The organism is Bradyrhizobium sp. SZCCT0231, from assembly GCF_018130245.1.
GTDB lineage: Bacteria > Pseudomonadota > Alphaproteobacteria > Rhizobiales > Xanthobacteraceae > Bradyrhizobium > Bradyrhizobium japonicum_F.
Window position 1 is genome coordinate 187,775 of the sequence record NZ_JAFCKP010000002.1, and the last position, 13,227, is coordinate 201,001.

12 protein-coding genes are annotated in these 13,227 nt (G+C 64.8%); 8 read left to right on the plus strand and 4 right to left on the minus strand.

The annotated features are described in order from the left end of the window. Positions 1-72: 72 nt before the first annotated feature. Complete coding sequence (locus JQ566_RS08270) at positions 73-522, plus strand: cytochrome c (protein ID WP_212371765.1); 450 nt, start codon at positions 73-75, stop codon at positions 520-522. A 243-nt stretch (positions 523-765) separates the two neighbouring features. After that, positions 766-2,049, plus strand: a complete 1,284-nt coding sequence (locus tag JQ566_RS08275) for a cystathionine gamma-synthase family protein (RefSeq protein ID WP_212371766.1) — start codon at positions 766-768, stop codon at positions 2,047-2,049. 184 nt (positions 2,050-2,233) lie between these two features. Here the strand turns inward: JQ566_RS08275 and JQ566_RS08280 are convergent, their stop codons facing one another. Beyond that, positions 2,234-2,653 carry a CHRD domain-containing protein gene (locus JQ566_RS08280; RefSeq protein ID WP_212371767.1) on the minus strand — a complete coding sequence of 140 codons (420 nt, stop codon included), beginning with the start codon at positions 2,651-2,653 and terminating at the stop codon, positions 2,234-2,236. 148 nt (positions 2,654-2,801) lie between these two features. Between JQ566_RS08280 and JQ566_RS08285 the strand changes: the two genes are divergently transcribed. Continuing rightward, positions 2,802-3,725: a c-type cytochrome gene (locus JQ566_RS08285; protein ID WP_212371768.1), complete on the plus strand. Its 924-nt coding sequence runs from the start codon at positions 2,802-2,804 to the stop codon at positions 3,723-3,725. Positions 3,726-3,734: 9 nt separating this feature from the next. Here JQ566_RS08285 and JQ566_RS08290 read toward each other — a convergent pair whose 3' ends face one another. Then, positions 3,735-3,980, minus strand: coding sequence for an Lrp/AsnC ligand binding domain-containing protein (locus tag JQ566_RS08290; protein ID WP_018642903.1), 246 nt, complete (start codon positions 3,978-3,980; stop codon positions 3,735-3,737). 93 nt (positions 3,981-4,073) lie between these two features. Beyond that, positions 4,074-6,017, minus strand: a complete 1,944-nt coding sequence (locus tag JQ566_RS08295) for a hybrid sensor histidine kinase/response regulator (RefSeq protein ID WP_249139330.1) — start codon at positions 6,015-6,017, stop codon at positions 4,074-4,076. Between the two features lie 329 nt (positions 6,018-6,346). On the opposite strand from JQ566_RS08295, the gene thiD reads away from it, so the two are divergent. The 4 genes from thiD (at position 6,347) to JQ566_RS08315 (ending at position 10,506) form a co-directional block, all read left to right on the plus strand. Further along, positions 6,347-7,147: a bifunctional hydroxymethylpyrimidine kinase/phosphomethylpyrimidine kinase gene (gene thiD, locus JQ566_RS08300; RefSeq protein ID WP_212371770.1), complete on the plus strand. Its 801-nt coding sequence runs from the start codon at positions 6,347-6,349 to the stop codon at positions 7,145-7,147. A gap of 427 nt (positions 7,148-7,574) precedes the next feature. After that, entirely contained in the window at positions 7,575-8,387 is an 813-nt protein-coding gene (locus JQ566_RS08305; RefSeq protein WP_212371771.1) for a UDP-2,3-diacylglucosamine diphosphatase, read from the plus strand. Between the two features lie 28 nt (positions 8,388-8,415). After that, positions 8,416-9,459 carry a glycosyltransferase family 4 protein gene (locus tag JQ566_RS08310; protein ID WP_212371772.1) on the plus strand — a complete coding sequence of 348 codons (1,044 nt, stop codon included), beginning with the start codon at positions 8,416-8,418 and terminating at the stop codon, positions 9,457-9,459. Positions 9,460-9,522: 63 nt separating this feature from the next. Further along, the gene (locus JQ566_RS08315) at positions 9,523-10,506 is read left to right on the plus strand and encodes a threonine/serine dehydratase family protein (protein ID WP_212371773.1); all 984 of its coding nucleotides are present in this window, start codon (positions 9,523-9,525) and stop codon (positions 10,504-10,506) included. A gap of 173 nt (positions 10,507-10,679) precedes the next feature. On the opposite strand, the gene JQ566_RS08320 is transcribed toward JQ566_RS08315, so the two are convergent. Continuing rightward, complete coding sequence (locus tag JQ566_RS08320) at positions 10,680-12,491, minus strand: caspase family protein (protein ID WP_212371774.1); 1,812 nt, start codon at positions 12,489-12,491, stop codon at positions 10,680-10,682. A gap of 165 nt (positions 12,492-12,656) precedes the next feature. Between JQ566_RS08320 and JQ566_RS08325 the strand changes: the two genes are divergently transcribed. Next, on the plus strand, positions 12,657-13,100 hold the full coding sequence (locus tag JQ566_RS08325) for an RbsD/FucU family protein (protein ID WP_212371775.1): 444 nt from the start codon (positions 12,657-12,659) through the stop codon (positions 13,098-13,100). Positions 13,101-13,227: the final 127 nt, after the last annotated feature.

The following is a 13,227-nucleotide window of genomic DNA, read 5'->3' on the forward strand; positions in this document are numbered from 1 at the left end:
GGGTCCCGGCTTCCCGTGAAGCCGGCGAAGTCTCATTCCCTGAACGTCTCGAGAGCCGGAGAAACGAACCAAATGAAACGGACGATAATTGTCGCGGGCGCCCTCGTGCTGGGCGCGGGTGCCGTGATGGCGCAACAGGAGATTGCCGTCCAGCAGGACAATCTGATGCGAGCGATCGCCAAGAATCAGTATGGCGTCCTTCAGAAGATGAGCAAGGGCGATATTCCCTTCGACAGGAAAGCGGCCGATCAGACCATCGCCAGCATCGAGGCCGATGTTGCCAAGATCGCCAAGACCTTCGAGATCAATCCCAAGCAGGATGTCGTCAACGCGACCTATGGCTCCTCGCCGAAGGTCTGGCAGAACAAGGCCGATTTCGAATCCAAGATCCCGCCGGTGCAGAAGGCGATCGCCGACGTCAAAGGCAAGATCACCGATGTCGCGAGCCTGAAGGCGGCCTACACCGCGATCAACGACCGTTGCAATGATTGTCACGAAACCTATCGCGTGAAGTTGAAATAACCAGGCGATGAGGAAGCAGTGAAGGGGGCGGTTGCGAAGGCAGCCGCCCTTTTTGCGTGGCCGCGAGCCGCAGCGAGGTAGTAATTCTGTCCGCAAGGGCCTGACGGATCGCTCTCAGAGCAGCTATCTTTGTGGCAAAGCGCCGTGCGCTCACACGAGTCGATGCATCCTCCTCCCGACACCCTCAGGACATCAGGGAGTTCCAACGCGCGGCGAGCATCTCAATCAACAGCGAGACAGGCCATGGTAAAACCGTTCCCGTCGAAGACCCATATCGGCAACCATATGCTGCATCCCGAAACCTTGATGCTGACCTATGGCTATGATCCACAATTGTCGGAGGGCGCCATCAAGCCGCCGGTGTTCCTGACCTCCACCTTCGTGTTCAAGACGGCCGAGGACGGGCAGGACTTCTTCGATTACGTCGCCGGCCGGCGCGAGCCGCCGGAAGGCATGGGTGCAGGCCTCGTCTATTCGCGCTTCAATCATCCCAACAGCGAAATCGTCGAGGACAGGCTCGCGATCTACGAGCGCACCGAGAGTTGCGCGCTGTTCTCATCCGGCATGGCGGCCATCGCAACCACGATCCTGGCCTTCGTTCGCCCCGGCGATGTCATTCTGCACTCCCAGCCACTCTATGGCGGGACGGAAACCCTGCTGACGAACACGCTTGCGCGTCTGTCGATCGGCGCCGTCGGCTTTGCCGACGGTATCGACGAGACGGCAGTCAAGCAGGCGTCGGAGGAGGCTATGGGCAAGGGACGGGTTTCGATGATCCTGATCGAGACGCCCGCCAATCCGACCAATGGCCTCGTCGACATCGCGATGATCCGCCGCGTTGCCGACGCGATCGGAAAGACACAGGGACACACTCCGATCATCGCCTGCGACAATACGCTGCTCGGACCGGTGTTTCAGCGGCCGATCGAGCACGGTGCGGACCTGTCGCTGTATTCGCTGACCAAATATGTCGGCGGTCATTCCGACCTGATCGCGGGCGCCGCGCTCGGCTCGAAGGCGATCATGAAGGGCATCAAGGCCTTGCGCGGCGCCATCGGGACCCAGCTCGATCCGCATTCCTGCTGGATGATCAACCGCTCGCTGGAGACGCTGAGCCTGCGGATGGAGAAGGCCAACGACAATGCGCGCCTCGTGGCGGACTTCCTGCGCGATCATCCGAAGGTCGCCAAGGTCCACTATCTCGGTCATCACGAAGAGGCTTCGCCGGCCGGGCGCGCGTTTGCGAGGCAGTGTCTCGGTGCCGGATCCACCTTCTCCTTCGACATCGCCGGCGGCAAGGAGGCGGCGGTCAAATTCCTCAACGCGCTGCAGATCCTCAAGCTGGCGGTGAGCCTCGGCGGAACGGAATCGCTTGCGAGCCTGCCTGCAACCATGACCCATTCCGGCGTTCCCGCCGACATCCGCCGCAAGATCGGCGTCCTCGATTCCACGATCCGGCTGTCGATCGGCATCGAGCACCCGTCGGACCTGATCGCTGACCTGACGCAGGCGCTGAACGCGGCTTGAGCGTGATCGAAAAATGCGTAGCCCGGATGGAGCGCAGCGAAAGCCGGGATCGCATCCGCGGAGACAATGGCCCCGGATTGCGCTGCGCTCCATCCGGGCTACGAAATTCAGCCGCCTTGGAATTGAAAAGCCGGACGCTCCCTCCTTGCGTCCGGCCTTTCCGCGACGAAGCCGCGTTTTCGCTTTACTTCGTCACCTGACCGCGGATCTCGCCGCCCGGGTTCGCCGCGGTGTGGATGTTGATGTAGTACTTGCCGCCGAGCAGATCGGCGGCCTGCGCGTCCGTGAGCGTTGCTTCGCCCTTGACCGGGCTCGAGGCCGCATTCGGAATCGCGACCGCGACGCCGGCGTTCTTGCCGGCTTCGGCAGGCCCATGGAAATGCGCGGCGGTGGCGGGGCCGGAGAGGCCGGAATAGGTGACGGTCCAGGACAGTTTCTTGCTGGCAGCGTCGTAGTTCAGATCGGCCGTTCCCGTGGCGCTGCTGGCGATGGCGGGGACTTCGGCTTTGGCGTCCAGCGTTGCCTTGAGCTTCTCCGCGTTGGCCGGGGCGGCGAACGCAACGGCAGCTCCGAGCGCCAGTGTGGCAAAAACGGCTTTGGTCATGGGTCTCTCCCTGTTGACGCCTGATTGCTCTTCAAACAGTACATCATGCGGTTTATTCCGGCATTACAGCCTGGCCGTCTAAAATTTTCGTGGTTGGATCGGGCGCGGCATGACCCTTAAGTTCGCGCGCTCACGATGGAATGATTGAATGCTGCGACGAATGCTTCTTGCCGCCCTGATCGCCGCCGCCTCGGCGTTCGCCCTGCATTGGTGGTTGACCGCCCCGGCCGCGCTGGCCCTGCCGGCGCCGACACGCAACCCCGATCTCGCCAACGGGCGGGAACTGTTCAACGCCGGCGGCTGCTCGTCCTGTCATGCCATCCCCAATCAGCCCGATCGCCTGCGGCTCGGCGGCGGGCTGGCTTTGGGCTCGCCGTTCGGGACGTTCTACGCCCCCAATATTTCCCCCGATCCGGCCGACGGGATCGGCCGCTGGAGCGAGGCTGATTTCGTCAACGCCGTGATGCGCGGCATCTCGCCCGCGGGCGCGCACTATTTCCCCGCGTTTCCCTACACGTCCTATCATCTGGCAAGAATCGACGACGTTCGCGACCTCTTTGCCTATCTGAAGACGCTTCCGCCAGTGTCCGGCAGAGTGCGCGAGCACGCGCTGCCGTTTCCGTTCAACATTCGCCGCAATGTCGGCATCTGGAAACTGCTGTTCATGGACAGCGCGCCGGTCGTCGCGGACGCCGCGCGCTCGCCGCAATGGAATCGCGGGGCTTATCTCGTGAACAGTTTCGGCCATTGCGCCGAATGTCACAGCCCGCGCAATGCGCTGGGCGGCATCATCGCCGGCCAGCGATTGGCCGGCGGTCCCAATCCGGAAGGCGAGGGCTGGGTCCCGAACATCACCCAGAAGCGCCTTGGCGAGTGGAGCGCGAAGGACCTCGCCTATTTCCTCAAGACGGGTGAATTGCCCGATGGCGACAGCGTCGGCGGCGCGATGACGCGCGTGATCAAGAACACCTCGCAATTGTCTGACGAGGATCTCGCGGCGATGGCGGAGTACCTCAAATCGCTGACGCCGGTGGACGGGCCGACGCCGCCGAAACGCAAGCAGGGGAGCTGAGCCGCAACGCTAGCCCGTACCGAACGCCTTGAAGGTGATGATGGTGAGGGTGTCCTGGATGCCCGGCAGCACCTGCACCTTCTCATTCACGAAATGGCCGATGTCGGTGTCCTTGTCGACGTAGAACTTCACCAGGAGGTCGTATTGGCCGGCCGTGGAGTAGATCTCGGAGGCGATCTCGGCTTCGGCAAGCGCATTGGCCACCGTATAGGACTGGCCGAGCTTGCATTTGATCTGAACGAAGAAAGGAACCATCGCGGGGACTCCGAAAGCGTATCTGGCGGCTAATAGGCCAAAACCAGCCGGATTTAGCAAGCGAACTTGCGAGGTCCTCCGAGGCGCGCCGTTCTAGGATGGGACCACCATCGCCGCCAATGCATCCCTGAGGCGCTGGGCGAGCTCAGCCTTGCGGTAGGGCTTGGTCAGCACGATCGCTTGCGCCTGCGCGCGGCCTTGCTCGACCAGGGTTTCCAGCGCGTAGCCCGAGGTGAACAGGACCGGCAGACCGGGACGAACCCGCCGCGCCTGATCGGCGAGCTCCCAGCCGCTCATGCCGCCGGGCATCACGACGTCGGTGAACAGCAAGTCGATGCTGGGATCGCTGCGCAGCTGCTGCAGGGCATCCTTGCCGTTGGCCGCGGCAACGACGCGATATCCGAGAGCTTCCACCCTGCGAATGACGGAGGAGCGGACGAACGGATCGTCCTCGGCGATCAGGATCGTCTCGTAGCCTCGCGGCGCCGCGTCCTCGCCGTCTGGAAGATCGGGCTGGGATTGTCCGGTGTTCGCGCGCGGCAGGTAGATCCTGAGCGTGGTCCCAAGGCCTGCCTCGCTGTAGATCGAGACATGGCCGCCTGATTGCTTTGCAAAGCCGTAGACCATGCTGAGGCCGAGGCCCGAGCCCTTGCCGACCTCCTTGGTGGTGAAGAACGGCTCGAAGGCGCGTGCGCTGACATCAGGCGTCATGCCTTCGCCGTCGTCGGTGACCGAGATCAACGCGTAAGCACCGGGTGCGACCTCGGGGTGAAGGGCGCGATAATCGTCGTCGATCGCAGCCAACTCCGTGCTCAGCATCAGGTGTCCTCCCGATGGCATGGCATCCTGCGCGTTGAGGGCGAGGTTCAGCACGGCGGACTCGAGCTGGGCGCGGTCGGCAAAGGCCAGAATCGTGCCGGGCCCGGAGGTCGTCCTGATCTCGATGTCTTCGCGCAAGGTGCGCTTGAGCAGCTTGAACATGGAATCGAGCAGGCTCCGGCAATCGATCGTCTGGGGCTGGAGCAGCTGGCGGCGGCTGAAGGCGAGCAGCCGCTGCGTCAGCTCGGCTCCCCGTTCGCCCGACTGGCAGATGTCGTCGGCAAAGCGCCAGAGGTCGGGCCTCTCCTTGAGCTGCTCGCTCAGGTGCTCGGCATTGCCGATGATGACGGTCAGGAGATTGTTGAAGTCGTGCGCGATGCCGCCGGAGAGCTGGCCGACCGTCTCCATCTTCTGCGCCTGCTGAAGCTGCTGCTCGGTCAGCTTGCGCGCGGTCAGGTCGTGGACGATGCCGACGAAGATCAATTCGCCGTCCTGCCGTGCCTGGCCCACCGACAGGTCCACTGGAAAGGTCGAGCCGTCCTTGCGCAGGCCGATGGCCTCGCCGCCGGTCTCGAAATGCCTCGCCTCGCCGTCACGCGCCGCATCAGCGTCGGGCATCAGCATGCCGACTTTCCGGTTCATCACCTCGTCGGCGCGGTAGCCGAACAGGCGCTCGCAGGCCGGATTGAACAGCAGGATGCGGTCCTGCGCATCGAACAGGATGACCCCGTCGACCGCGGTCTCGACGATCGCGGTGAGACGCGCCACGCTCTCGCGCATCGCGCGCTGGGCGTCCCGGACCTGCTGCAGCAGGAGCGTGGCGTCGCGGCGCCTGGTTTCCTCCTCCTCGAGCGCGGCCTGGACCTGTCGCAGCTCGAACGGCGAGGGGATCGTCAGGATCTTCGGCAATAGCGGCCAGAGCGCAGCGGCGGTGAAGACCGACGCGACCGCCGTGGCCGCCTTGGCGAGGCCCTCGATGCCGTAGACCGGAACCCAGAGCGTATAGATCGACAGCACATGGGTCAGGCCGCAGGCCATGATGAAGATCGCGAACGCCCAGTAGACCCAGCCGAACTTGAGGTCGCGCCGCTTGGTGACGAGGATGGCCAGGGCAAACGGGATCGAGAAATAGGCGGCGGCAATGCAGGCGTCGGAAACGACGTGAAGCCAGATCAGCTCAGGCTCCCACAACAGGCAGATGCCGTGCGGCGAAAGCATGGACGAGTCGAGGAGACGTTCGAAATAGGCCCACATCGTTCCACCCCAATGGTGTTCCAGGTGGCCTGCGGGGCGGCCCGCAACAACGCTAGACAGTCCCACCACCTGACGTCTCACGCAGTCGGCGAAGCACGCTAAGGTGCGAGACTATACCAAGGGACCGGCCAGGTTGCATTTCTCAAGCGCGCGCCCCTGGCCGCGCCTTGCCCACTGATTCGCGGGACGCGCAGCTGATTCGCGAATCACGTTTCGGCTCGGCGCGCTTGCTGGCGTTCCACGGTCGCGCTAGGACAGGCCATGGCGGCGTCCTCAAGCAAATGTATCCCGCGATGACGACCCCGGTCGCACTCACCATCGCCGGCTCCGATTCGAGCGGCGGCGCCGGCATCCAGGCGGACCTGAAGACCTTTGCCGCGCTCGGCGTCTACGGCGCCTCCGTGATCACGGCGCTGACGGCGCAGAACACGCGCGGCGTCACCGGCATTCACGCGGTGCCGGCCGAGTTCGTCACCGAACAGATCGACGCGGTGTTCTCCGATCTCGACATCGGCGCGGTGAAGATCGGCATGGTGGCCCAGGTCGCCAGCATCGATGCCATCGCGGCCGCGCTGTTGCGCTGGGCGCCCCGCCACGTCGTGCTCGATCCCGTCATGGTGGCGACCTCCGGCGACCGCCTGCTGGCCTCTGAGGCCGTCGACGCCCTGCGCACCAAGCTGATCCCGCTGGCCGCCGTGATCACGCCGAACCTGCCGGAAGCCGCGGCCCTGCTCGGCGAGCCCGTCGCGGCAAGCGAGGCCGAGATCGAAGCCCAGGGCCGCCGGCTGCTGGCGCTCGGCTGCCGCGCCGTCCTGGTCAAGGGCGGGCATGGCGAGGGCGCGGAGAGCATCGATTACCTCGTCGGTGCCGAAACCACGATCGCGCTCGCCGCGCCCCGCGTCGCCACCAGGAACACCCATGGCACGGGCTGCTCGCTATCCTCCGCCATCGCCGCGGGGCTGGCCAAAGGCGAGGGCCTGGAAAACGCCGTGCGCAACGCCAAGGCCTGGATCAGCGCCGCGATCGGCGCCGCCGACCGCTTCAGCGTCGGGCACGGCCATGGGCCGATCCATCATTTCCACAAATTTTGTTGAAGCCGGGGCCCGCGGCAGCGCGACCGCGGTGCTGGGCACGACAGTCTCCACACCGTCATGGCCGGGCTTCTCCAGGCTTGTCCCGGCCATGACGACCTCTTGCAAAGGCTCAAACGCGATCACCCTCCCCTGGAGGGGGAGGGTCGGCTCACATTGAGCGCAGCGAGATGTGAGACGGGGTGGGGTGAAGGTCTCTCCACGTCCGACAGTGCCCCAGAGGAGAGATCACCCCACCCCGCTCGCGCTGCGCGCGATCGACCCTCCCCCTCCAGGGGAGGGTAGGAGGCTGTGCGGCGCCATGTCGCCTGATTGTCGCATGCGACTGATATTCGCGGGGAGGGCGAGGCAAGGCGTGATTCGTATTTGAAGGTGCCTCAAGGTTCAATCGGTCATCCCCCTGTCACGGGACATTGTTACAGGCTGGCGCATGGGAAGTTACGATGTGAGTGACGAGAGCCCGGAGCGGCGCTTTCGCACGTTGTTCATCTCCGACGTTCATCTCGGAGCCCGCGGTTCTCAAGCCGATCTTCTGCTCGACTTCCTGCGCTACCACGATGCCGACACGATCTATCTCGTCGGCGACATCGTCGACGGCTGGGCGCTGAAATCGAGCTGGCACTGGCCGCAATCGCATAATGATCTGGTCCAGAAGCTGCTGCGCAAGGCGCGCAAGGGCGCCAAGATCATCTACATTCCCGGCAATCACGACGAGTTCCTGCGCAACTATTACGGCACGCATTTCGGCGGCATCGACGTCGTCGAGAATACCGTCCACACCGGCGTCGACGGCAAGCGCTTTCTCGTCATCCACGGCGACATCTTCGATCTCGTGGTGCAGAACGCACGCTGGCTCGCCCATCTCGGCGACAAGGCCTACGACTTCGCGATCCAGATGAATCGCCTGGTCAACTTCTTCCGCCGCCTGTTCGGCGTGCCCTATTGGTCGCTGTCGCAATGGGCCAAGCAGAAGGTCAAGAATGCCGTCAACTATATCGGCGCGTTCGAGCAGGCGCTCGCCGCCGAGGCGCGGCGCCACGACGCCGACGGCGTGATCTGCGGCCACATCCACTACGCCGTGATCCGCGACGAGGGCGGCATCCGCTACATGAATTGCGGCGACTGGGTCGAGAGCTGCACGGCGCTCGTCGAGCATGACGACGGTCATTTCGAGATCATCACCTGGGCGGATCATTTGCAGAGGCCGGCAGCCGTCCCGCAGGTCGCGGCAAGAGCTGCATGACCAAGAGCTGCATGACAAGGGCCGCCTGATGCGCATCCTGGTCGCGACCGACGCCTGGCACCCGCAAGTCAACGGTGTGGTTCGGACGCTGACCAAGCTCGCTGACGCCGCGGAGGCGCTCGGCGTCGAATTCTCGTTCCTGACGCCGCAATCGTTCCGCACCTTTGCGATGCCGAGCTATCGCGACGTGCGCCTCGCCATGCCGCGCCCGGCCCGGATCGCAAGGCTGATCGAGGAAGCGCGCCCGGACAGTATCCACATCGCGACCGAAGGGCCGATCGGCCTGATGGTCCGCCGCTATTGCCGCCAGCGCAAGCTGCCGTTCACGACCAGCTTCCACACCCGTTTCCCCGAATATGTCCGGGCCCGCGTGCCTGTTCCGGGCTCGCTGATCTGGCGGGCGCTGCGGCGATTCCACAGCCCCAGCCGCGCCGTCATGGCGGCGACGCCTGCGCTCGCGCGCGAATTGACCGAGCGCGGTTTCGACAATGTCGTGCTGTGGCCGCGCGGCGTGGACACAAGGTTGTTCCATCCCCGCGCCATTGATCTCTGCCTGCCCGCACCCGTGTTCCTGTCGGTCGGCCGGGTCGCGGTGGAGAAGAATCTCGAGGCGTTCCTGGACCTCGACCTGCCCGGCACCAAGGTGGTGGTCGGCGGCGGCCCGGCGCGCGCCTCGCTGGAGGAGGCCTATCCCGATGCGATCTTCCTCGGCGAGAAGCATGGCGAGGAACTGGCGGATATCTATGCGGCCGCCGACGTGTTCGTGTTCCCCAGCAAGACCGATACTTTCGGCCTGGTCCTGCTGGAAGCGCTCGCCAGCGGCCTGCCGGTCGCGGCCTTCCCCGTGAAGGGACCCCGCGACGTGATCGGCGATGCGCCGGTCGGCGCGCTCGATCACGATCTGCGCAGTGCCTGCTTCGCCGCGCTCGACATCTCCCGGCAGGATTGCGTCGCGTTTGCCGCCAATTACACCTGGGAAGCCTCGGCGCGGGTCTTCATCGACAGCATTTTGGCGGTCGGGGCGGTGCTGCCCGGCCGGGCCGGCGCGGAACAGCCGCGCTTCGTCGCCTGATCGGGAGAAGCCTCGCGCGGAGGTGTCTTGCCCGGGCCTCATCGGCCGCGATAACATTCCGCCATGACCGAACAGCTCCTTCCGGTCGGCCCCGCCGACATCGATGCCGCAGCGCGCGTGATCGCGCCCTACGCCATCCGCACCCCGCTGTTGTCCTTTCCCGTGCTCAACGAGCGTGTCGGTGCCAAGGTGTTCTTGAAGCCCGAGATGCTCCAGCGCACCGGCTCGTTCAAGTTTCGCGGCGCCTTCAACAAGGTGTTCTCGATCCCACAGGACAAGCGCGCCGGCGGCGTCGTTGCGTTCTCCTCCGGCAACCACGCCCAGGGCGTGGCGGCGGCGGCGAAAATCCTCGATATGCAGGCAACCATCGTGATGCCCGCGGACGCGCCGCTGTCCAAGCGCGAGCGCACCAAATCCTACGGCGCCGAGGTCGTGCTTTACGATCGGGACAAGGACGACCGCGAAGCGATCTCGCGCGGCATCGCCGAGAAGCGCGGCGCGACACTTGTAAAACCCTATGACGATCCCTTCGTGATCGCAGGCCAGGGCACCGCCGGCCGCGAGATCGCGGAGGACATGGCAGCGCTCGGCCTCAGCCCCGACATCGTGGTGGCGCCGGCCTCCGGCGGCGGCCTGATCGCGGGTGTCGCCACGGCGGTGAAGGCGCGCTATCCGTCAGCCGAGATCGTGGTGGCCGAGCCCGAGGCGTTCGACGATCACGGCATCTCGCTGACCGCCGGCCATCGCGAGCCGCATCCGCCTGCAGGCCGCACCATCTGCGATGCGCTGATGGCGCTGATGCCTGGCGAGATGACCTTTGCGATCAACAGCAAGCTCTTGGCGCGCGGCGTCACAGCCTCGGACAAGGAAGTCGGCGCGGCCGTCGCCTTCGCCTATCGCGAGCTGAAGCTGGTGGTAGAGCCGGGCGGCGCGGTCGGTCTCGCCGCGCTGCTCGCGGGACGCCTTGATGTCTCCGGGAAGAACGTCGTCATCGTGCTCTCCGGCGGCAATGTCGACGCGGATCTGTTCGCCGAGCTGGTGGCCTAGTCGTCATTCCGGGGCTCGCGAAGCGAGAGCCCGGAATCCATTTCCACAACCGTCGCTGCCGCAAAATGGATTCCGGGCCCGCGCCTTGCGGCGCATCCCGGAATGACAGGAACTGACATGAAGAAGGGGCAGAGCGCTTCTGCTCTGCCCCTTTGTCGTCTCGCTCGCCGCAATCAGTGTACGAAGCCGCCGCGACGGTTGCCGCCATTGTTCATGCTCGGCGCCTGGTTCATCGACTGCCGAAAGTTGGTGTTGCTGTTGACCATGCGGTTCGGCACCGTGTTGAGCTGCGGACGGTTGTTCTGCACGTTGTTCTGCACCTGCACCTTGCTCACCGGGTTGTTGTTGGGCTTCGCGATGCCGATGTTGCCGTTGTTGATGCGGATCGGCTGGTTCTGCGTCTGAACATTGACCGGCTTCACGTCGACCTTCGTGCCGCCTTTGCCGACATTCACCGGCATGCTCACGATCTTGCCCGGGGTGCCGTTGCCGGCGTCCGGCTTGGTGTTGGTCGCAGGCAGTGTCACGATCTTGCCGATGCCGCCCTTGCCGTTGGTCGTGTTGGTCGGCGCGGGCAGGGTGACGATCTTGCCCGGGGTCTGCGACGGCGTGCCGTTCTGCGGGTTCGGCTGGTTGTTGCCCGCCGGCAGGTTGACGATCTGGCCGCCATTGCCGAGCTTGCCGATGACATTGCCGTCGACCGGCTTCTGCACGACCGGCAGGTTGCCGTTCACCTGCGCGCCATTGCCCTGCTGCATCAGCGGCATGTATTTGGGCTGGCCGAGATTGCCGATCTTGATCGTCGGGGCAATGTTCTGCGGCGCCAGGAATTTGGTCGCCTGCATCAGGGGGATCTGCTTCGGCTGTGCCTGCAGCTTCAGCGCGACCTGTGCATAGGGGCTGTTGCCGTAGCTGTCATGGAAGCTCTTGTAGGCAAGCGGCGAGTTGGCGAGCACCGCCTTGTGCCAGGCCTGCGAGATCAGGAGGTTCTTGAGCAGCCAGCGGATGTGGTCGCACAGCGGGTCGTGCGGATACATCTGGATGAACTCCTGATAATATTCCGGACGGCCCTCGGACACGACGTAGTCGTAGGCCTGGCGCGTCGAGCGGCTCGGCAGGTTGGAGGCCATCTGCACGACCGGCGCATTCATGGGCGCACGGTTGGCGGCAACCGCGGTGTCACCGAAGAAGGTGAAGTCGCTCGTGAGCGAGGAGCTCTCCCAGGGGATCTGCGCGCCGCTGGTGGTCTGGTTGACCTGCAGGCGCACGCGCTTGAACAGCTGCTCGATCGGCACGTTGGGCTCGCGCGCGACGTTGAGGAAGGCCTGCGTGTAAGGACTGTGACCATTGGTGCCGTCGAGCGCCTCGGCGCCCGGCGCGGTCGAGTAGCCGACGATCGAGCCGTTCGGCGCATCGACGATGGCAAGGCCGCGGCCGGCGTCGTTCACGTTCGGGAACGGGTTGTTGCGGCAGGCATCGAGGATGACGATGCGCATGCGGCTCGGGATCGTCTCCAGCGTCGACATCACGTCGACGAGGCGCACCGAGTTGTTGACGAGCTCGGTCGGGCTGGTCACCTTGGCGTCGACGGGAACGAGATAGTTCTCACCGGCGAGCTGCACGCCGTGACCGGCGTAATAGATCATCGCCACCGTGTTCGGGCCGCGCGAGGCGACCTTGGCGGAAAAGTCCTGGACGACGCGGAGCATGTCGTTCTGGGTCAGATCGGTCGCGGCGACCACTTCGAACCCGGCGGAGTTCAGGAACTGCGCCATCGATTGCGCGTCATCGTCGGGGTTCGCAAGTTGCGGCGCGTTCTGGTAGTTCGCATTGCCGATCACCAGCGCCACCCGCTGCTCCGGGCCTTGCAGGGCGGTGGGAGCCGGCGCAACCGGGGCGACTTGCGCGGAAACGGGCCCGCAGGCGAAGCCGAACAGGCTTCCCACGAGGCTAGCCGTCATCAAAAAAGGCTTTAGGCGGAACATGGCGTGCTCCTCTGGCACTCATCTCGATGCGAGATTGGTTGCGAGGAAGCTTGGCCGCGTTCGAGCCCAGCGGTCCGTGATCCCTGTCACCATGGCCGCGTACGTGATCTGAATCACGCTCGGAACCTGCTATGGTGAGCGATCGATTGGGAGGAAGTCCGTCACATGCTGAAATCGATCGATCCGATCCTGACGCCTGACCTGCTCTGGCTGCTGGCCGCGATGGGGCACGGCGACGACCTCGTTTTCGTCGATGCCAATCACCCCGCCACCCGCATCGCGAAGAGCACGACGTCGCAGCGCCTGATCCAGCTGCCGGGCATGAGCATGGAGGTCGCCATCCGCGCCATCATGTCGGTCTATCCGCTCGACGATTTCGATCCCGATCCGGTGCGCGTGATGATGCCGGTCGACGATCCCGATAGGGTGCCCGAGGTGCAGCATGCGGTGCTGGCGGAGATCGCGCGCGCCGCCGGCCGACCTGTCACGCCCGGCAAGCTCTCGCGTCCGGATTTCTATCGCGCAGCGGCGGCGGGGTTTGGCGTGGTGCAGGTCGGCGACAGCAGGGGCTATGGCTGCTTCCTGATCAGGAAGGGCGTGATCAGTTAGGGGGCCTGCGTTCGATCGACGCACCGCTTGGTGCAAGGCGGATGCGATCTCGTGTGCGATGATCCCGCGCATGGCGACGTTCAGCCAGCACTCGAATTTGAATGGCCTTCCAGCAGGCGAGTATCTA